We start from the raw sequence: 19,887 nt of genomic DNA, 5'->3' as shown, positions 1-19,887 counted from the left end.
GGCAAGAATTTGATTCGCTACCTATTCATTTGGGTGATTATCTGTGGCAAAAAGAGCGCATTGGGGAATAATATTATGGATTTCATGACGGTCAGTTTTTATCAGCTTTTGGTTTTCGTACACATAATCCTGTTCGTGTTGTGGCTGGGCGCCGACGTTGGCGTGTTCATGCTAGGACAGCATTTTCGCAAACGCGACAAATATGACCTGCCACAACGGCTGGTATTGCTGCAGCTCCTGGTCAATCTTGATATGGTTCCCCGGACGGCTTGGGCCTTGATGGTGCCGTTAACGCTGACCATGGTTGATGCAGGTGGCTGGTGGGTTTTGCCGGGCTGGGCACTCGCCGCGGCATGGGCCGTCGGCGGATTTTGGCTATGGTTAGTCTGGGATGCACATAGGCATGAACAAACCGCAAGAGCCGCACGCGATAAGAAAATTGAATCTTATCTTACGATCGGCCTGACGGTCTTCTACATCGGTCTGGGCATGATTTCACTCACCCAGGGCGCGCCTCTTGCGCCGCTCTGGCTAGCCACCAAGGCGTTTATGTTCGGACTTATCTTTGCTGCAGCGATCATGATTGATGTCGCCTTCAAACCGGTTGGGCCGCAGCTCGGCAAACTTATCGCGGACGGTTCTTCCGACGAAACCGAAATCCCGTTGCTCCACACCATGAACCGAACGCGGATATGGGTGTGGATCGTATATCTGCTGCTGGTCGCGACAGCGTTTCTGGGCAACATCAAACCATTTTGATCAGCGCCGACGTCGTCGCGGCAAGCAGATCGCGGCGACATCCCGGACAAACCGGCCTCCCCTGAAGTTTCTCGTCCAGCGAATAGGACGGATTAATTTCACTTTCGGGTTGACTTTATATTTGTCCGGACAAATTTAGGGGCTGCGTAACAATCTACAATATTGGACATCATGATCAGCTTTACCAATTTTCTCTTCGTGCCGGCAAATCGCCCAGAACGCTATGAAAAAGCGGCTTCCAGCGGTGCCGATATGATCTGCATTGATCTCGAAGATTCCGTTCCGGCCGATCAAAAGGATACCGCACGCGAATCCGTTCTGGCTGCGCTTGCCAATCTCGATCGGCAAAAGACAGCGGTCCGGATCAACGGATTGAAAAACGCTGCCGGTCTTGCGGATCTTTTGGCATTGGCCAATGCCGACCATGCGCCTGCGCTTGTTTTCATGCCGATGGTCGAAAGCCCGAGCGAAGTGGAAATTGCCGATGATATCCTAGGAGACAAAGTCGCTGGGCTGGTTCCGCTCATCGAAACCGTTAAAGGACTGCGCGCTGGCGATCCCATTGCGGCGAGCCATGGTGTAACTGCGATGATGTTCGGTGGCGGCGACTTTTCTGCAGAGCTGGGAACGAAGCTAGAATGGGAACCGTTGCTTGCCGCAAGAGGCGCCTTCATCATGTGCTGCGCCTCGGCAAAGGTGATGGCGATTGACGTGCCTTATATCGACATGGCGAACGAGGCTGGCCTAGCCGCCGAATGCACCAAGGCAAAGGCCATGGGATTTCACGCCAAGGCAGCCATACATCCCAAACAAATCACCGCCATTCAAGCCGCAATGCGCCCCAGCGAGGCGGAACTTGCCGAAGCGAGAGAAGTGTTGGCGGCCTATGAACAGGCAGGCGGCAAACCCATTAGTCACAATGGCCAGATGCTGGAAGCACCGGTCATGGAACGATATCGGCGGATCATACAATCCGTCTAATTTGAACAATATGCAGACAAAGGAAAAACAGCATGCGTGATGGAGTTATTGAAGTCAGTCCCGGACGTTTCCGTGAAACATTTGGTCGCTATTTTGAAGATTTTGAAGTCGGCCATATTTACGAACATCGCCCGGGCCGGACGATTACCGACACCGACAATGTGCATTTCACCCTGCTGACAATGAACACCCATCCGGCACATTTTGACTATGAATTTGCCAAGAAGACAGAGTTTAAAAAGCCGCTGGTTTGCTCGCCGCTAACGGTCGCCTTGATGGTTGGCATGAGCGTCTCGGACACCAGCCAAAAGGCCGTTGCCAACCTCGGCTGGGACAAAATCCGTCTCACTCATCCTCTATTTCCCGGCGACACCCTCTATGCAGAGAGCGAAGTGCTCGACAAAAGAGAGTCTTCATCTCGTCCAGAACAGGGCATCGTGATGGTCAAAACCATCGGCAAGAATCAGGATGACAAAGTGGTGTGTACATTTGAACGCACCATGTTGATCTGGAAACGTGGCTTCGGCGGTGCGGACGATTAAAGTCCGCTAACAAGGAATTTGAAAATGGCTAGTGCCGTAAACGCAAATCAAATCAGAACAATCGATCCGGATGACGAGCGCGCTTTCCTGGATGCGATCGAGAAATGGGTCGAAGGCGAAGTAAAGCCTGTGGTGATGGAACATGATCACGGCGATATCTGGCCCGAGAAGCTTGTCGCTCAAATGGCTGAAATGGGTCTATTTGGGGCCACTATCGGTGAGGAATATGGTGGCCTGGGTTTACCGGCCACAACCTATGCAAAGATCATCGCCTATGTTTCCTCTTACTGGATGGCAATCACCGGTATCGTAAATTCACACCTGATCATGGCGGCAGCGGTCGAGCGTTTTGGTACCGAAGAGCAAAAGTCAAAATGGCTTCCGAAATTTGCTAGCGGCGAAATCCGCGGCGGACTGGCGCTGACCGAACCCAATGCCGGGACAGATTTGCAAGCGATCCGGACAACGGCAGTTCGGGATGGCGATGACTATGTTATCAACGGCACCAAGACCTGGATCTCCAATGGTATCAAAGGCGAATGTTTCGCATTGCTGGTGAAAACCGATCCGAAAGCAGACCCACGATATAACGGCATGAGCTTGATGATTGCGCCAAAAGGCGAAGGCTTTGGCGTCGGCAAAAAATTCGACAAGCTCGGCTATAAGTCTATCGACAGCGCGGAATTGATGTTCGACAATTACCGCATCCCGGCTGAAAACCTGATTGGCGGGGTCGAAGGTAAAGGGTTTTTCCAAGCCACTGGCGGCCTTGAACTCGGCCGCATCAATGTCGCGGCGCGGGGCGTGGGACTGGCCGAAGGCGCTTTGCGACTGGCCACGGAATATGCCCAGCTGCGCGAAACCATGGGCAAGCCGATTTGCGAGCATCAGGCCATCCAGTTGAAACTGGGCGAGATGGTGACGCGTGCGCGCGCTGCACGGTTGCTCACCCTGGACGCCGCAAAAACCTATGATCGCGGTGAACGATGCGACATGGAAGCCGGCATGGCCAAATATTTTGCCTCCGAAGCCGCTGTCAGAAATTCAGAAGAAGGCTTACGCATTCACGGCGGCTATGGTTATTCGAAAGAATATGACATTGAACGCTATTATCGCGATTCCATTCTGATGTGTATCGGAGAAGGAACCAATGAAATGCAGCGCATGATCATTTCGAAACAATGGGTAAAAAGGAATCCCGCTTAATGGCATCAAACACCGCTCTCCTATCGTCGACGGTCTTGCCGTCATGAGCGTAAAACAACCTCTCAAGGGCTTTCGCGTCCTGTCGGCCGAACAATATGGCGCTGGTCCTTATGGCACGATGTTTCTCGCCCAGCTGGGCGCGGACGTTATCAAGATAGAACCTCCCAAAGGCGGCGATACCGCCCGCCATGTCGGGCCGCATTGGTTGCGCGATCAGGAAAGCCTCTATTTCCAAAGCTTCAATCTGAACAAACGCTCTTTGACCTTGGACCTTCGTACGGACGAAGGAGTTGAGATTCTGCACAAGCTTGCCAAAGACGCGCACGTCATGGCGAACAATTTGCGCGGCGATGTCCCGGCAAAAATCGGGCTTGATTATGAATCGCTAAAAGCGGTCAATCCGGCGATCGTCTGCGCCCATGTATCGGCTTACGGGCGCGACAATGAACGCGCAAAATGGCCTGGCTATGACTATTTGATGCAAGCAGAAGCAGGATTCTGCGCACTGACCGGGGAGCCCGACGGGCCACCCGTCCGCTTTGGCCTGTCGATGGTCGATTTCATGTCCGGCACGCAAATGGCGGTCGGCTTGCTCGCCGCCTTGCTTGATGCACAAAGATCTGGCGAAGGCTGCGATGTCGATGTCGATCTGCTGTCCGCAGCGGTGCACCAGACCAGCTACCCGGCGCTCTGGTATATGAACGAAGACGACGTGACGGGCCGTGCTCCTCGCGGCGCGCATCCCTCGGCCACACCGAGCCAGATGTTCAAGGCCGCAGACGGCTGGATGTTTGTCATGGCCCAGTTACCCAAATTCTGGACCATATTATGCGAACGGATCGACCAGAAAGCGCTGTTAGCCGATCCCCGCTTTGATACGCCGGCCAATCGCCTGACCAATCGCGCAGAGCTTTCCGTGGTGCTGGATGCAATTTTCTCCGCACAACCGGTCGCACATTGGTTGCAACTGCTGGAAGGGGCTGTGCCGGTTTCTCCGGTCTATGAACTCGACCAGGCGCTTGATAATCCTTGGCTCGAAACCATCGGCATGCGCGACACCATCAGCCATCCTGACAAATCCGAAATGGATGTGCTTTCCAGTCCGATCAAAGTGAACGGCGAACGGCTGCCCAATAAGGCTGGGCCTTTGCTGGGTGCAGATAGCGACGCCATATTGGGTGAAATCGGCTATGATGGCGATGCCATTGCAAAGCTCCGTGCCGGCGGAGTGATCTGATCTGATGGGGAAGTTGTCCGGCATAAAAGTCGTCGATCTGTCATTGTTCCTGCCGGGTCCGATGCTGACAATGATGATGGCCGATCATGGCGCTGAAGTGATCAAGGTTGAACCGCCAGCGGGCGATCCTGCGCGGGGAATGGAACCCGTCGAGGCTGGTCAATCGGTCTGGTTCCGCAATCTCAATCGCGGCAAGCAAGCGCTCGCTCTGGACCTGAAATCAGACGATGGCCGGGATCAGCTTTGGGCATTGCTGGCGGATGCGGATGTAATGATCGAAGGTTTTCGACCCGGCGTTATGAAGCGTCTGGGCTTCGACTATGATGCGGTAGCCGCCAAAAACCCATCTATCGTCTATTGTTCCATTTCAGCCTTTGGTCAGGAAGGGGAGATGGCGCATCACCCGGCCCATGATCTGGCGGTACAAGCACTTTCCGGTTTTCTATCAGTCAATGATGGTCCCGATGGCATGCCGGTTGTGCCCGGCGTACCCTCTGCTGATATGGCGGCTGGCCTGAACGGCCTCTCCGCCGTGCTGATGGCGTTGCTCGGTCGCGAGAAGACCGGGTGCGGCGATTATGTCGATATCGCCATGTATGACTCGATGCTGCCATGGTGCGCCCATATTGCGGGCGATGCGATACAAGGCGGCCAGTCCCCATCATCCCAAGCGCAGCGTTCGCTGGGCGGGGCGGCATTCTACAATGTCTATCAAACTCTGGATCACAAACATGTGGTTCTGGGCGCGCGCGAAGTGAAATTTGCAAAGGTCCTGCTCACCGCGCTCGACCGGGTCGACTTGCTCCCGCTGGCCGAAATGGAGGCCGGGCAACCGCAGCAGGCGTTAGTGGAGTTTCTCCGCAGCATATTTGCGACCAAAAGCCGCGATCAATGGGTTCAATGGTTCGCTGATAAGGACGTCGCATTCTCTCCGGTGCTCGATTTCCGCGAAGCGCTTGATCAGGATTTTGTGCGAAAACGGGGATTATTGGTCGAAGCAAATGGTTCGCACCAGATTGCTCCGGCTTTCAAATTTCAATCCGAAGAGAAATGGCAGCCGTCGGACGCGCCGGACCTTCCCAAATGAAACACTCAGTCGACCTCGATATGCATCGAATAGGCAAATCGTTCGCCGGGATGGTAACTAGCGGAAATTTCAAACAGCCGGTCATCCTCGTCAAAATAGCAGCGCAAAATACGCAAGATCGGATCGCCTTCCTCAAGGCCCAAATCCGCCGCGAACTTTTTCGATGCCGCAATGGCTTGAATATCCTGCGTAACTCGCCCGACGCTCACATTGCCATATTCTTCGATCTGGCCAAAAAGAGTGGCGCCATCGATATCGATCCGGTCAACGGCATCGGCAAAATCGGGATGAATCCAAGCGACGGTCACCGCGATCGGGCGGTTACGCCCAGGCTTCCGTCTTTTGCCGTGGAAAACAAACCACTTTCGTTTCGGGGCTATGCTAATCTGCTCCGCGATTTTGGCCGGGATTTCCTGCGGCGGCAATTTTTCAAAACTGATCGTCGTGTCGCGCGCATATTGCAGAATCTCGCCGACATTGCTCAGCGGTTGATGCAAAGCGCCAGCCCGGGCGGTCGCCGGTTGCACAATGGTTCCCGATCCCCGCTTCCGAGCGATCAGGCCTTCGGAAGTCAGTTTGCGCAGCGCCTCACGAACCGTGAAACGGCTGACATCGAATTTCTTGCAAAGCACCGATTCAGTAGGAAAATCGCCGGGGTCGGGATAGTCACCGCGCAAAACCTCCTCGCGCAGTTCGTCCGCAAGCTCAAGATAACGCGGCTTCTTTTTTGGAGAAGGTGCAGGTTTTTGTCCGGCCATCCCTTAGCCTTAAGACGGGTGGCGAGATGACGCAAGAGAGCCTGACCGAGAAACTCGCAACCCATTTGATGCGCCCCGTCGATGAGGCCACGCGGCAGCGGGCACGATTGCATTTGCTGGATTGGCTCGGGTGTGTTGCAGGCGCGCGGCAGAGTGAACTTGCGAAGCTAGCCATCGACAAAAAGATCGAAGGTGACGCCGTTGGTTTTGCGACGTGGCTCGGCAATATTCTGGAAATGGACGACATTCACCGGACGTCAATTCTGCACCCGGGGCCTGTAATCTGGCCATCTGTTTTGGACCCTATCGACAGCTTTTCAGACATTTTGGACGGTGCGGTTCGTGGCTATGAAGCGACCATTGCCGTTGGTTCTACCTTTGATGCCATACACTATGGCAGTTACCATAATACTGCGACGGCTGGTTTCTTCGGCAGTACCGCCGGTCATTGGAAATATGGACAAGCGGGAACCGAAGAGGAAAGTATCGCCAAAGTACAGCTAGCCTCTGCCTTTGGATTGGCTGGTTCTGTTAGCGGTGGCCTGTGGCAGATGCGGCACGAAGGTGGGAACACCAAGCAATGGCACATCGTTCATGCCGTCAATAGCGCTCTCAACGCTTCATCTTTTGCTCTCGATGGCATCGTCGGTCCCCGCTTCATTCTGGAAGGCGAACAGGGTCTCTACGCCGCCACCTGCGAAAACCCCAAACCCATGACCTTCCCTGATCAATGGCGTATTCACGAGGTCAGCTTCAAACCATGGGGCGCTTGTCGCCATGCCCATCCGGCGATTGATGCCGCGCTGGAACTGAAGGCAAGGCTTGGTTCGCTGGATGGCGATATCCATGTTGAAACCTATGCTGATGCGATCAGCTTTTGTGACCGGCCTGACCCGCAATCGGTGAATGACGCGAAATTTTCGATCCAGCATGCGGTTGCAATTGTCGCCACGAAAGGCGTGCCGCAACTCGCGGATTTTGAACCGGATGCCATTGCCGCACTGACCGAAGCCCGAAGCCGCATCACGGTCGCCGAGGCATCCGACATCACCGATCGCTATCCCGAACATTATGGCGCGCGGATCGCCTGTGCGGGCGAAACGGTCGCGCTTGTCGATACGCTGGGCGATCCCGAGCGGCCGCTGTCCAAGGACGGCATAATCGACAAAGCCCGGTCACTCATCGCTTGGGGTGGATTGTCAGAAAAAGAAGCGGACCGCGCGGTTGATCTGGCGCTCAACGGCGATGATGCTGAGGCAATAGACAAAATGTTATCGGACTGGCTGTCATGAGCGCGACCCAGAAAATACTGGCCTTTGCCGCTGCCGATCACATGTTTCCGGACTCTGCGAAAGCGGCAGCACAATATTTGCTGAGCGACACCTTGGCGGGCGGAGCCGCTGGTGCGGCATCGGATGAAGCGCAAGAGATGCTGCTTGCCGTCCGGAGCTGGGGCTCAGGGGATGCTGCACGCTTGCTGGGCTCGAGGAGCCGCCTGCCCGCACCGTCCGCAGCCTGGTTCAACGGTTTTGCGATCCACTGCCTCGAATGGGATGCGGTGCATGAACCGGCCGTGGTCCACGCCCTATCTGTGGTCACCGCCGCCCTGCTTGCGTCGGCGGACAGATTGGGCGGCTGCGATCAAGATGATTTTCTAACTGCCCTTGCGGTGGGTGTCGACATTGCCAGCGGTATCGGTGTGGCAGCGACCGGCGCGATGCAGTTTTTCCGCCCCGCGACAGCCGGAATTGTCGGCGCCTCATTAGCGGTGGCACGGCTAGAGGGACTTTCCGGTGACCAATTCCCGGATGTTCTGGGCCTCGCTTATTCACAAGCCGCGGGAACGATGCAGGCGCATGTCGAGGCATCGATCGCGCTGCCATTGCAGATAGCCAATGCATCGCGTGCCGCTATCACAGCCGTCGATCTGGCCAAGGCTGGCATGGACGGACCGCATGATGCGCTGGATGGGCCGTTCGGCTATTTCACCTTGTTCGAACCGGGTGACCTGACGCGCTATACCGATGATATCGGCAAAGACTGGTTGATCAAAAATGTCAGCGTGAAACCCTTTCCATCGGGCCGGGCCAGCCACGGCATATTGGGTGCGCTAGACGATATGCTGCGCGACGGCGTGCTTGATCCCACGCAGGTTATTGCCGTCGATGTCGCTGCCCCGCCCTTGATCCATCGTCTGGTCGGACGCCCCTATAAAACCGACATGACTCCTAGCTATGCGCGATTATGCCTGCCGTTTCTTGTGCCCTTGATGCTGCGCGACCGGATCATCGATCCACGCTGTTTCACGCCGGAAGAATTTGCCAATCCCGAGTTGGTGACACTGGGCGAAAAAGTCACTGTCCGAATTGACGACAACCCCGATCACAATGCGCTGGCACCGCAAAGCCTGACCATCACTCTATCCGATGGCCGCAAGATAGAACGGACAATCACCGACAATCTTGGCAGCCCGGATTCGCCAATGTCGGACGCACAAAGCCGATCCAAACGCGACCTGGCCCACAGCCTCGCCGATGCCGATTGTGACCCCCGAATTTTTGATGACCCTCTAGCTTATGCGACGGAGCCCCAATGACTTTCCCGACTTATTTTGAAGCTTTTGACGCGAAACAGATGCTCGACCAATATCCGGTCGGCGATGACTTCGTCCGCCGCTATACCGCCATGTCGCGCGATGAACTTTACGCGGTTCAGGACAGGCAATTCCAGAAACTGATGCAGCGCGGCTGGGAAATTCCCTTTTACCAGCGCCTATGGGGCGAGCAAGGCATTGAAGCCGGTGACATCAAAGGCCTTACCGATATCACCAAGCTTCCTGTCTATGACAAGTCCGACCTGATGGCTTCGGTCAATGCGCATCCACCTTATGGCGACTTTGACGGGCGGGGTGATGATCCGGTTATTTTCCATACGACCAGCGGCACCACAGGCCGCCCGCAACCGCTGATGTTTGGTCCGAAAGGCCGGGAGGTCACCAATCTTCTGGTCGGGCGCATGTATCGCTGGATGGGTCTGGGCCGCGATGATGTGGTCCAGTCGGTCTATGGTCATGGCATGATCAACGGCGGCCATTATATCCGTGAAGCGGTAACCCATTTCACCAATTCCCTGTTTCTCAGCGCGGGTACCGGCATCGAGACGCGATCGATCAATCAAGTCAATCTGATGGCGGATTTCGGCGTCACCTGCATGGTAGGCTTTGTCGACTATGTCCGCAAGCTGGCGGATGTAGCAGAGGCGGAAAAGCTGTTTGACCGGATTGATCTCAAAATGATCATCGGCCATCTCGGCACCGAGGACCGGGCTTCAACCGAAGACGCTTGGCATGGCGCCAAAGCCTTTGACTGGTATGGCGTCGGCGATACCGGCAGCATCGCCGGCGAAGGACCCGAGCGCGACGGCCTTTATGTCTGGGAAGATGCCCAATATCTGGAGCTGCTCGATATTGACAGCGGCGCGCCAGTCGCCGCCGGCGAAACCGGCGATATGGTTGTTACCTGCCTGTTCAAGGACGACATCGCGCCCTGTATCCGCTTCAACACCCATGACATTACCGAGGAACGCACCGACAGCAATGCCACCGGCATGGTGTTCAAACGGATCACCGGTTTCAAAGGCCGCAGCGACAATATGGTGAAGCTGCGCGGGATCAATATCTTTCCCCATGCTGTCGGTTCGATCATCGAAAACCGCACCGATCTCACGGGTGAATATGTCTGCTATGTGACCCGCGATGAAAAAGGCCGGGATGAAATGAAGGTCGCACTCGAAAGCCGCGGTGGGTCGGACATCGGCCTGCTCTCCGAACTGCTGCGCAAGGGGCTTGGCATAGATGTCGCCATTGATCTGGTCGATGTGGGCGGAACCGCCGCAGCAAGCCAGATTGATGTCCGGCAAAAGCCAATCCGCCTGATTGATGAGCGAGGGCTATGATCTGATCGATGATCCAGTGGGACGATCTTGAAACGGCCAATGCCGCGCTAAACGCCTTCGTTGATTTTGACGAAGACGCGCAATTTGGCGAAGGCCCGCTGGATGATATGACCATCGGGATCAAGGCGAATATCGCGGTTGAAGGCCTGCCCTGGACCGGCGGGATCGAAGCCTATCGCACCCGCATTGCGAGCAAGGATGCGGATGCGGTCGCCAGACTTCGGGCGGCGGGAGCCGCGATCATAGGCACCGTGAATATGGAAGAGGCGGCGCTCGGCGCGAAAACCGACAACCCCTTTTTCGGAGCCACCCAGAACCCCCACCAAATCGGCTATACGCCCGGCGGATCGTCCGGCGGCAGCGCGGCGGCCGTCGCAGCCGGACTGTGCGATGTGACACTAGGCACCGACACCATGGGATCGGTTCGCATACCGGCATCCTATTGCGGCATATATGGATTGAAACCAACGCATGGAGCGATCAGTCAGGACGGGCTGGAGATTGCCGAAGCGACGCTGGACAGCATCGGCCCGATGGCCCGATCACTGGAAGCATTGGAAGCATGTTCGCGTGTTTTGATGCCGTTGGGTAAAGAGCAAGTCATTGATAATATTATATTGTTGGAGAATCTGGGTGATGTCCAATGCGAAGCCGCCGTGTTGGAAAATTATGCAAATACATGCCAAGCCTTAAACGCCGTGGACAATTTTTCACTGCCTTATCCGCTTACCCGCATCCGCTATGCAGGCTTCATTCTTACCTCGCTTGCCTTGTCCGAAACACTCGGCGCGCTGATCGAAACCAAACCAGAGGGACTATCCGACAGCCTCAAATTTCTACTAAGCTTCGGCCCCCAACGCAGCCCGTCTGACCTTGCCGAAGATCGAAAAATCCTGGCCGAGGTCAGCGATGTGGTCAATGCAGTCGTCGCCAAACATGGCGCCATCCTGATGCCCACCGCACCACAGGCCGCCTTTAGCCACGCCGACAAGGCCCCGGCCAATCAGGCGGATTTCACCTGTCTGGCCAATATCGCCGGCCTGCCAGCCATCAGCATACCCGCCGGACGGAATGCCGAGGGACTGCCGGTTGGCGTTCAGATCATCAGCGCCGCTGGCAATGAAGCCGGCTTGCTGAAACTTACCAAAAAACTCGACGGCCAATTATCGGCCTATCATCAACCGCCCCTATTTTACCGACAATGAAGGAGAGAGACCGTGCGCATCATCGTTTTGTTTAACCTGAAGGCGGGCGTCGATATTGGCGAATATGAGCAATGGGCGAAAACCCGTGACATTCCAACTGCCAGCGCGCTGAGCTCGGTCACATCATTCACTGTCCACAAAGCAACCGGCCTTTTCGGCTCCGACGATCCGTCGCCTTATGAATATGTCGAGATTATCGACATCACCGGCATGGACGCCTTTGTCACCGATGTATCCGATCCTGCTTTTCAGGCCATGGCGGCTCCGTTCCAGGACTATGCAGACGGCCCGCAATTCATTCTGACTGAAGATCTCTAATGTCCGGAAAATTCGCAGGCAAAACCATCGTCGTCACCGGGTCCGGCAAACAAAAGGGACTGGGACAAGGGATATTGCAGCGCTTTGCCGATGAAGGCGCCAATTGCGTGGTCTCCGATCTTACCATCGGCGACGAGGAAGAGGCTGTTGCAGAAGAACTGCGCGGGCGCGGGGCGAAGGTCGCGACCATTGCCTGCGACGTTAGCGATGCGGCACAATGTCAGGCGCTCGTCGCGCAAGCCGTTGCGATATTTGGAGCCGTGGACATTTTCGTCAACAACGCAGGTATCGGTTTCATGATGAAGCCTTTGCTGGATGTTGATCCGGCGGACTGGGCAACCGTGATCGGTGTCAATCTGTCCGGAGCCTTTTACTGCACCCAGGCCGCCGCCAAGGCGATGGTGAAGACGGGCCAAGGCGGGCGGATCATCAACATCGCTTCTCAAGCTGCAAAGACCGGTTTCCCGCATCTCCCGGCCTATGTCAGCTCGAAACATGGGATGGTCGGCCTGACCAGAGCAAGCGCGGTCGAACTCGGCGCGCATGCTATTACCGTGAACGCGGTTTGCCCCAATCATGTGACCACCGGTCTCGGTGCGCAGCAGAATGAATATTTCTCCAAGCTGCTGGGCTTTGAAACGGTCGAAGACTATCTTGCCAATATGAGCACCAAAAACCCTATGGGTCGCCCCGGCCTGCCGAGCGACACGGCCGCCGCCTGCGCATGGCTGGCCAGTGATGATGCTTTTTATGTGACCGGCGAAGCGATCAATGTTTCCGGCGGGGAGGAAATGCACTGATGCAAGAAGAACGTATGGACTGGCCGGACGGCGCGAAAATGGCGCTGAGCATTGTCGTCAATGTCGAGGAAGGCAGCGAGATGACGGTCGCGCGTGGGGATCGCGGGATGGAGCCGGTTGATGAACTGGGCATTCATATCAAGTCGCCGATCCGCAACTATGGCAATGAAAGCAATTATCTATACGGCATCAAGGCGGGTGCACCGCGTGTCGTGAAGCTGCTCAAGGATTTCGATATCTTGGCCAGTTGGACGGTGGCTGCGATGAGTCTGGAGAACCATCCCGAGATTGCCCAGGCCATTGCTGATCTGGGGCATGAACCGGTCAGCCACGGCTATCGCTGGGTCCATCAATTCAAGATGGATGAAGAGAAAGAACGGGCGTTCATCCGCAAGGCTGTCACCTCTATCGAGAAGACCGTGGGTGTTCGTCCCTATGGCTGGTTGTCGCGCTATTTCCACACAGACAACACCAGACGGCTGCTGATCGAAGAGGGCTTTGCCTATCATATGGATGACTATTCGGGTGATATTCCGTTCTGGGACAAACAGACCGTTCCCGGAAAACCGATTGCGATCACACCCTATCAGCTGGATAGCAATGATATGAAAATGTGGACCGATCCGGCAATGACACCGCAGCAATGGCTGGACTATGCCAAGCGCAATTTCGACCAGATTTACCGCGAAGGCGAAGAAGGCAATCCCAAGATGATGTCGCTCGGCCTGCATCTGCGGATCATTGGTCGCCCCGGCCGGATCTGGGCTTTTGAGGAATTTCTCAAACATGTCCGCTCAAAGAAGGACGTCTGGGTCACCACAAGACATAAAATTGCTCAACATTTAGCGAAAGTAGACCCTGCATGACCCTGCGCCTCGAGAAAAATGGCAAGATCGCAAATATGCTGATCGATCGCCCGAATAAGCGCAACGCCTTCACCCAGGAAATGTGGGAACTATTCCCCGAACTGCTAGCCGACGCCATGGCGGATGAGGCCGTTCGTGTGCTGCTGGTTCATGCCAGCACCAAAGACAGCGCCTTTTGTGCAGGGGCCGATATTGGCGAATTTGGCGAAGGATCGACCGACCCCAAATGGCGCGCCAGAAATCAGGCAGCCATCGGCAAGCTGCAGCATGATCTGGCGCAGGCCGCCAAACCCACGATCGCTGTGATTGACGGCGATTGCATCGGCGGCGGCTGTGGCATTGCCCTGGCTTGCGATATGCGCATTGCCGGTCCGACAGCCCGCTTTGGTATCACACCGGCAAAACTCGGTCTGGTCTATCCGTTGCACGATACCAAATTGCTGGTGGATGCGGTGGGACCATCACAGGCGAAACGGATTCTATTCACCGGTCAGATCATGCCGGCCGCAGAAGCTTTGCGCATCGGATTGATCACCATCCTTGCGGATGATCCCTATGGCGAAGCGACCCAAATGGCAGAAACCATGGCATCGGTCTCCTCGCACAGCCAACGCATGAGCAAGCAGATTGTTCAACGCATTCTGGACGGTCAGGCGGATGATGACGAAGCCTCCTCTGCCCTGTTTGACGCCGCGTTCGAAAGCAATGATTTCAAAGAAGGCGTGAGCGCGTTTCTTGCCAAGAGAAAACCGGAATTTTGATATGACTCACAAGCTGCAACATGGTTCGATACTCGGCGGCGTTTCCGCCGTGCCCGATCTTGAAGCTGCCCTGCGCGACTATCGCGATATTCTGGGCATGACCGTAGTCGAGCAGGGCCCTCTGGCAGCCGATATTGCAGCAAGCTGGGGCTGCCCACAAAATGCGGGATCACCTGCGGCCACCCTGCAACCCGTCAGCGGCGCGGACTGTCATGTCCGTCTGGTGGAACAGCCGAACCATCCCGATTTCAAACCGACAACCACTTATGGCTGGGCGGCCTTCGAATTTTCCGTGCAAAATGTCTTCGATCTGCCGGATCACTTGCAGGGCAGCGGCTTTGATATTGTCGGTCCGCCCAAGGAACTGGAAGCATTGCCGTTCTTTGTGCCGATGCAGGTGCTCGGAACCGGGCGCGAGATGGTCTATCTCAACGAGGTTCGCGAGAATACACCGTCCTCCGACCTGCCCAAAGCGCATTCGCCCACCGATCATATATTCATCGTCATTCTGGCTACACCTGATCGCGCCGCCACGGTGCAATGGTATTGCGAGCACATCCATCTGACCGAAGCGGACACCTATGTGCTGGAATATAGCATGATCAACGAAGCGTTCGAAAAGCCTGCTGGCACGACATCTGCTCTGACGATGGTGCAAAATGGCCGCCTGCCGATTGTCGAGGTCGATGACTATCCCGAAGAAGCCACCGATCGCCAGCGTCACCAAGGCATGTTGCCACCCGGCAACGGTCTGGTCAGCCTCGCCGTCGACAATCTGGACAAGATTGCCTGCGACTGGATCACGCCTCCCGAAAAGCGCGATGCAGCACCATATAGCGGCCGGCGCGCGGCGACCACCCTGGGCCCTGCCGGTGAACTGCTGGAACTGATTGAGATCGGTTAACTGGCCGGGGCTGGTCTGCCTTCGGTTAGGATATCGGGTGCTTGATTGTCGATGTCGCGCCACAGACGCCAGCTATCATCTGCACCTTTCTTATAGACCAGAAAAGAACGCCCCATGACATCGATGACCGAACCGGACGGGATTGTAATCGTCATCCAATATTTCGCGGTCAGATAAGCGCGATCCTTGTCGATGACAATTTCCTCATTGGCGAAATCAATGGTCACCGCATTGCCCGCGGTCTTGTTGCGGGTGAGAAATGCCAGAATTGCATCGACCCCGACTTGCGGCGGGGAGCCGTTGGACATCAAGATCGCATCCGGTTCGTACATATCGCGCAATGGTTCGATGTCGCCAGCCTCAAGCTGTCTCTTCCATTTGACGCCCCATGCTTCTATTTTCTGCGTATCCGTCATGGATGCAGAAACGTGATGGGCCCTCGCCAGTATAGACGTCGAAGGAATCAGGGCGACCAGAGCAGCCGCTATGAAAATAGCCCTTTTCATTGGTCTTTCCGATGCTGTCCCGCCTGCCATTGGTCAGGAGAATAAAGCGCGGATGCAGACTCAAACGGTTTGTCTTCCAGGCCGGTCGCCAGCGTATCGTTCCAGCGGTTCAGAAATCCGAACATGCTAATCACGGCCATGATCTCGGTTTTTTGCCGTTCATCGAAATGGCCATCCAATGCTGCAAAATGGTCGTCGGTTGCCGCATTGGGGATCTGTCCTGCAGCAAAAGCCAGATCAAGCGCCGCGCGTTCGGCATCGCTGAACAGATCGCTGGTCTGATAGTCCCAGACGGCCTTCACCTTTTGCTCGTCGACACCAACGTCGCGCGCGCCAAGCGTGGTATGCGCCATGCAATATTGGCAGCCGGCCGCAGCGCTCACGACGGCCCCGATGAGTCGCTTGAGACCGTTATCAATCGCGCTTTCGCCATAGATAGCCGATACCAACCCGCGAAAGGCTGCCAGCAGCTCTGGCCAATGGGCCATGGTCATCACCGAATTGGGGACATAGCCCATCAGGTTTTTGGAAAATTGTAGTGCGGCCTGGGTCTCTTCAGGCAATTCTTCCATCGACAAGGGTGTGATGCGGGTCATATTTTAGCGCCTCTTGCTTGGTCCACACGCTTGTTACCATATCTTGCCGCCAATCCAATCACCTGCTGCGGGCATGAATTGCGTGACCCGAATATCAGCCCAGATGTCGGCAGCAAAATAAGGGTCTGCTTCCAGATATCCGCGCGCTTCGGTGACGGTCTCTGCTTTTACGATCAGCAGCGAACCTACCGTGTCGCCTTGTTCATCGAGAAGCGGACCGGCGATGCAGAAATTGTCGAGCGTTGCCTCAATATGGGCAAAATGCGCATCGCGCGCATCAAGTCTTTTCTGCGCAGTGTCCGGTTTGTCCGTGCAGTAGATCGCAAAAGTTTTCATGAGACAGCCTTCTCTCTATTGGGGGAAATTTCTGATGCCGCCGCCTGTGTCATTTCGTCAAGCTACTCAAAATGCTATGATCATCTCCGTCCCATTGAGCCGCTCGCCTTATCATGCAGACAATGTCTCCAGCACGACCCGTTCCGCCGATGCCAAGGCACCTTCGACACCTCTGGATGTCGTTTCGGTATGCTCACCACAGAAACCAATGACGCCCGCAGGCTTTGCAAGAACATTATGCAGGCTCGTTGCTTGACCCGGGCCATAATAAGCCCATGCACCGCCAGAAAATTCATCGGCGGACCAGCTGTGATAATGGCGCGCTTCAAGCTGGCCTTTTGCCGCCGGCCGCAAAGTCTCAATATCCGCGACAACCTTCGCCAAGGCCGTTTCGGCCCCAAGCTTGTCCCATTCAAGAGCCCGATTGCCGCGTGCTTGCACCATCAGGCCCGTGACTTCCTCTTCGGTCGCTCCATATCGCTGTGGAATCACCGTGCTCGAGAAACCGTCGCTCCACATGCCGGGGGCAAAGCCATCCTCTTCCCAAAATGGCGCCTTGGCCGTCAAAAAGGCGATCGAGATCGGTTGATAATTGACTTGCTGAACCGCCTTGGCCTGCATCTCGGAAAGGCTTGACGTAATATCGATGTTGCGCAACGTAGATAGTGGCAAAGAACAGACCAGCTTTTCGGCCTGAAAGCGCGATCCATCGCGACAAGTCACGGTGGCGCCACCGGCATTTTGTTCGATAGCAGCAACCGGTTTGCCCAGGATAACATCGCCCTTCAATTGTGCAGCCATCGCTTCCGGCAATTTCGCATTGCCGCCTTTCGCCGCAAAAGATTCTAGTCCCGCCGCCATTTGGTTTTGCACGAAGCCGCTGTTGAAGCTCATCATTAACGTCGAAACGTCATGCGAATCCCGTCCATGATATGGCGCAAGGTCGTAGCTCAACCGGATGGCTTCTGCATTTAGTCCTTGTTGCGCCAGAAATTCGGCAAAAGACGTGTCCAACTTGGCATTTGCCGGATCAGACCATTTGGTCCAGTCATCAATCGGAGAGTTTTTCCCGAGCAATGCAAAAGCCAGTTCGGCAGGCATGACCGATTTAAGCGATGCCGGGAATGGGTTTTCCGGATGGCGCGTCCATTCTTCACGCGAGAGATGCTGTCCCTTGAAATACAGACCTGTCGGTTGGCCATAGCGATAGCGATGCCCGACTTCGACAAGTTCAACGCCCGATTTTTCCGCTAGGTCCAGACCACGACCATAGCCGGACCCCATGGAATTAAAGCCCATTTCAGGATGTCCGGGAAGGTCCGACAGCGTCAATATCCTGCCACCAACCCGGTCACGGGCTTCGATGACGGCAACCGTCAGTCCGGATTCTTCCAGAAGCTGCGCCGCCCGCAAACCGGAAATCCCGGCGCCCAAGACGATCGCGTCATATTTTTTCGGTGTTTGTGACCCGCATCCCGCCGCAAGCAACGTGAGGCCGAGGCCCGCCGTTCCCATCATAAATTTTCTGCGATTTAGTGACATTGAGATCTCCATTTCCGGGCGAAGGCACAGACCGTCCTATCTGCCAAATAGAGGCAATATTGGCCAATGATAAAAACCGGCAAGGCGTGGATGCCCGCCAGTCGGATAGCCATATTCACCCGGCAATCTGGTCCCAATATATAGCCATAGACAAATATCCACCGCGACCTTTGACCGGCCAACGATCAAACATAGGAAGCGGGACGACTCCTGATGATATTTCACAGAAGCCGATGATGAACCACAGGGCGAGAAAATCAGGCATGACGACACGCAGATCAGAATTTTCTCTTGGCTGGAAAATTCTTCTGGCCGGGCTCATCGGCATTGCCTTTGGCGCGTCACCCATCCCGTTCAATACATTGGGTTTCGTCATCGGGCCCATTCATGATGAAATGGGCTGGAGCTTTGCAGAAATCAGCCTCGGTTTCACAATATTCGGGATTGTCGCGTCGCTTCTAGCGCCAGTCTATGGATGGCTCGCCGACCGATATGGCGTCCGCATCGTCGCCATCCTATCGACCTTGGCCTTTGCCATCACCTTCGCCATGGTCGGCCTAACCCCGGCGTCTATTCTGATATTCTATCTGGCGTGGTTCCTCGTCGGGCTGGTTGGCATTGGCTCCACTTCGGTGACTTGGAGCCGCGCGGTCAATATGTGGTTTTTCACCAATCGCGGTCTTGCGCTCGGCATTCTGCTACTCGGCACCAGCCTGTCGGCGCTGATCGTGCCACGGATCGCGGTGTGGTCGATCGCAGAATATGGATGGCGCGGCATGTATCCCGTGGTTGCTTTGCTGCCGCTCTTGATCGCGGTACCTTTGGCCATTCTCTGGTTCCGCGAACCACGGCCAGAGGAGGCCCCGGAAGCCATCATGTCCGGCGGAGCGCTGACCGGCATGACTCTGAGCCAATCCCTACGGGATCGCCGTTTTTGGACGTTGTGGATATCCATCGCCTGCATCGCTTTGGCTTATGGCGGCGCGCATGTGCACATGCCGGAGATCATCAAACAACATGGTATGGATGCAGAACTAGCCGCTGGCGTGATGGCCACTGTCGGCATCTCCATTTTCGTCGGCCGTCTATTCACCGGCTGGCTGTTCGACCGGCTATGGGCACCGATGGTCTGCTTGCCGATATTATTAGTTCCCGCCCTCGCCTGTTTCTGGCTGCAAGGAACCGCAACCGATGAGGTGAAAATCTATCTGTCCGCTATCATGCTGGGCTTTGCAGCTGGTGCAGAGAGCGACCTTATTGCCTATCTCGCCAGCCGCTATTTCGGCATGGCCCATTATGGCAAGATCTATGGCATGCTCTATATGCCCTTTGGAATTGCCGCCGGTGTCTCTCCCGTCTTATATGGCCGGGTGCGCGATGTGACGGGCAATTATGACGGGATGTTGCAAGCATCGATGATCTTGTTCGTTGTCGGTGCCCTGTTGCTGCTGACGCTCGGACGCTATCCCGACTTCGCCGGCAAAACGGTGCTGGACAGTCCCAAAAAGTCGCTTACGGTCTAACAATCA

General features: G+C 55.6%; 21 protein-coding genes. 16 read left to right on the top strand and 5 right to left on the bottom strand.

The window, feature by feature from the left end; translation table 11 throughout:
- Positions 1-75: 75 nt before the first annotated feature.
- From ABJG22_RS02915 to ABJG22_RS02890, 6 genes are all read left to right on the top strand, one after another.
- A complete protein-coding gene (locus ABJG22_RS02915; protein ID WP_348018733.1) occupies positions 76-759 on the top strand; it encodes a hypothetical protein in 684 nt (227 codons plus the stop codon).
- A 171-nt stretch (positions 760-930) separates the two neighbouring features.
- Positions 931-1,740, top strand: coding sequence for a CoA ester lyase (locus ABJG22_RS02910; RefSeq protein WP_348018732.1), 810 nt, complete (start codon positions 931-933; stop codon positions 1,738-1,740).
- A gap of 32 nt (positions 1,741-1,772) precedes the next feature.
- Positions 1,773-2,282 carry a MaoC family dehydratase gene (locus ABJG22_RS02905; protein ID WP_348018731.1) on the top strand — a complete coding sequence of 170 codons (510 nt, stop codon included), beginning with the start codon at positions 1,773-1,775 and terminating at the stop codon, positions 2,280-2,282.
- 24 nt (positions 2,283-2,306) lie between these two features.
- The gene (locus ABJG22_RS02900; RefSeq protein WP_348018730.1) at positions 2,307-3,488 is read left to right on the top strand and encodes an acyl-CoA dehydrogenase family protein; all 1,182 of its coding nucleotides are present in this window, start codon (positions 2,307-2,309) and stop codon (positions 3,486-3,488) included.
- Positions 3,489-3,531: 43 nt separating this feature from the next.
- Positions 3,532-4,725: a CoA transferase gene (locus ABJG22_RS02895; protein WP_348018729.1), complete on the top strand. Its 1,194-nt coding sequence runs from the start codon at positions 3,532-3,534 to the stop codon at positions 4,723-4,725.
- Between the two features lie 4 nt (positions 4,726-4,729).
- Complete coding sequence (locus tag ABJG22_RS02890; protein WP_348018728.1) at positions 4,730-5,812, top strand: CoA transferase; 1,083 nt, start codon at positions 4,730-4,732, stop codon at positions 5,810-5,812.
- Between the two features lie 5 nt (positions 5,813-5,817).
- Here ABJG22_RS02890 and ABJG22_RS02885 read toward each other — a convergent pair whose 3' ends face one another.
- The gene (locus tag ABJG22_RS02885) at positions 5,818-6,570 is read right to left on the bottom strand and encodes a GntR family transcriptional regulator (protein WP_348018727.1); all 753 of its coding nucleotides are present in this window, start codon (positions 6,568-6,570) and stop codon (positions 5,818-5,820) included.
- Positions 6,571-6,596: 26 nt separating this feature from the next.
- On the opposite strand from ABJG22_RS02885, the gene ABJG22_RS02880 reads away from it, so the two are divergent.
- The 9 genes from ABJG22_RS02880 to ABJG22_RS02840 are packed head-to-tail and all read left to right on the top strand — an operon-like array spanning position 6,597 to position 15,378.
- Positions 6,597-7,862, top strand: a complete 1,266-nt coding sequence (locus tag ABJG22_RS02880; protein ID WP_348018726.1) for an MmgE/PrpD family protein — start codon at positions 6,597-6,599, stop codon at positions 7,860-7,862.
- On the top strand, positions 7,859-9,166 hold the full coding sequence (locus ABJG22_RS02875; protein WP_348018725.1) for an MmgE/PrpD family protein: 1,308 nt from the start codon (positions 7,859-7,861) through the stop codon (positions 9,164-9,166). The genes ABJG22_RS02880 and ABJG22_RS02875 overlap by 4 nt, the downstream gene beginning before the upstream one ends.
- The gene (locus ABJG22_RS02870) at positions 9,163-10,524 is read left to right on the top strand and encodes a phenylacetate--CoA ligase family protein (RefSeq protein ID WP_348018724.1); all 1,362 of its coding nucleotides are present in this window, start codon (positions 9,163-9,165) and stop codon (positions 10,522-10,524) included. The genes ABJG22_RS02875 and ABJG22_RS02870 overlap by 4 nt, the downstream gene beginning before the upstream one ends.
- Before the next feature lie 8 nt (positions 10,525-10,532).
- Positions 10,533-11,729: an amidase family protein gene (locus ABJG22_RS02865; protein WP_348018723.1), complete on the top strand. Its 1,197-nt coding sequence runs from the start codon at positions 10,533-10,535 to the stop codon at positions 11,727-11,729.
- 12 nt (positions 11,730-11,741) lie between these two features.
- On the top strand, positions 11,742-12,047 hold the full coding sequence (locus ABJG22_RS02860) for an REDY-like protein HapK (protein ID WP_348018722.1): 306 nt from the start codon (positions 11,742-11,744) through the stop codon (positions 12,045-12,047).
- Complete coding sequence (locus tag ABJG22_RS02855; protein ID WP_348018721.1) at positions 12,047-12,847, top strand: SDR family NAD(P)-dependent oxidoreductase; 801 nt, start codon at positions 12,047-12,049, stop codon at positions 12,845-12,847. The genes ABJG22_RS02860 and ABJG22_RS02855 overlap by 1 nt, the downstream gene beginning before the upstream one ends.
- Positions 12,847-13,713, top strand: a complete 867-nt coding sequence (locus tag ABJG22_RS02850) for a polysaccharide deacetylase family protein (protein WP_348018720.1) — start codon at positions 12,847-12,849, stop codon at positions 13,711-13,713. The genes ABJG22_RS02855 and ABJG22_RS02850 overlap by 1 nt, the downstream gene beginning before the upstream one ends.
- Positions 13,710-14,474, top strand: coding sequence for an enoyl-CoA hydratase-related protein (locus ABJG22_RS02845; protein WP_348018719.1), 765 nt, complete (start codon positions 13,710-13,712; stop codon positions 14,472-14,474). Before ABJG22_RS02850 ends, ABJG22_RS02845 begins: the two co-directional genes overlap by 4 nt.
- A gap of 1 nt (position 14,475) precedes the next feature.
- Positions 14,476-15,378, top strand: a complete 903-nt coding sequence (locus ABJG22_RS02840) for a VOC family protein (RefSeq protein WP_348018718.1) — start codon at positions 14,476-14,478, stop codon at positions 15,376-15,378.
- Here ABJG22_RS02840 and ABJG22_RS02835 read toward each other — a convergent pair.
- The 4 genes from ABJG22_RS02835 to ABJG22_RS02820 all read right to left on the bottom strand — a co-directional run bounded on the left by ABJG22_RS02835 (position 15,375) and on the right by ABJG22_RS02820 (position 18,358).
- Positions 15,375-15,884, bottom strand: coding sequence for a DUF4440 domain-containing protein (locus ABJG22_RS02835; protein WP_348018717.1), 510 nt, complete (start codon positions 15,882-15,884; stop codon positions 15,375-15,377). The genes ABJG22_RS02840 and ABJG22_RS02835 overlap by 4 nt on opposite strands.
- Positions 15,881-16,480: a carboxymuconolactone decarboxylase family protein gene (locus ABJG22_RS02830; protein ID WP_348018716.1), complete on the bottom strand. Its 600-nt coding sequence runs from the start codon at positions 16,478-16,480 to the stop codon at positions 15,881-15,883. Before ABJG22_RS02830 ends, ABJG22_RS02835 begins: the two co-directional genes overlap by 4 nt.
- A 33-nt stretch (positions 16,481-16,513) precedes the next feature.
- Complete coding sequence (locus ABJG22_RS02825; RefSeq protein WP_348018715.1) at positions 16,514-16,816, bottom strand: YciI family protein; 303 nt, start codon at positions 16,814-16,816, stop codon at positions 16,514-16,516.
- Positions 16,817-16,927: 111 nt separating this feature from the next.
- On the bottom strand, positions 16,928-18,358 hold the full coding sequence (locus tag ABJG22_RS02820; protein ID WP_348018714.1) for an NAD(P)/FAD-dependent oxidoreductase: 1,431 nt from the start codon (positions 18,356-18,358) through the stop codon (positions 16,928-16,930).
- 263 nt (positions 18,359-18,621) lie between these two features.
- Here ABJG22_RS02820 and ABJG22_RS02815 point away from each other — a divergent pair, with 263 nt between their 5' ends.
- A complete protein-coding gene (locus ABJG22_RS02815) occupies positions 18,622-19,881 on the top strand; it encodes an MFS transporter (RefSeq protein ID WP_348018713.1) in 1,260 nt (419 codons plus the stop codon).
- The last annotated feature ends 6 nt before the right edge of the window (positions 19,882-19,887 follow it).

The organism is Parasphingorhabdus sp. (assembly GCF_039939955.1).
Lineage (GTDB): Bacteria > Pseudomonadota > Alphaproteobacteria > Sphingomonadales > Sphingomonadaceae > Parasphingorhabdus.
This window is presented reverse-complemented; position numbering and strand designations above follow the sequence as displayed.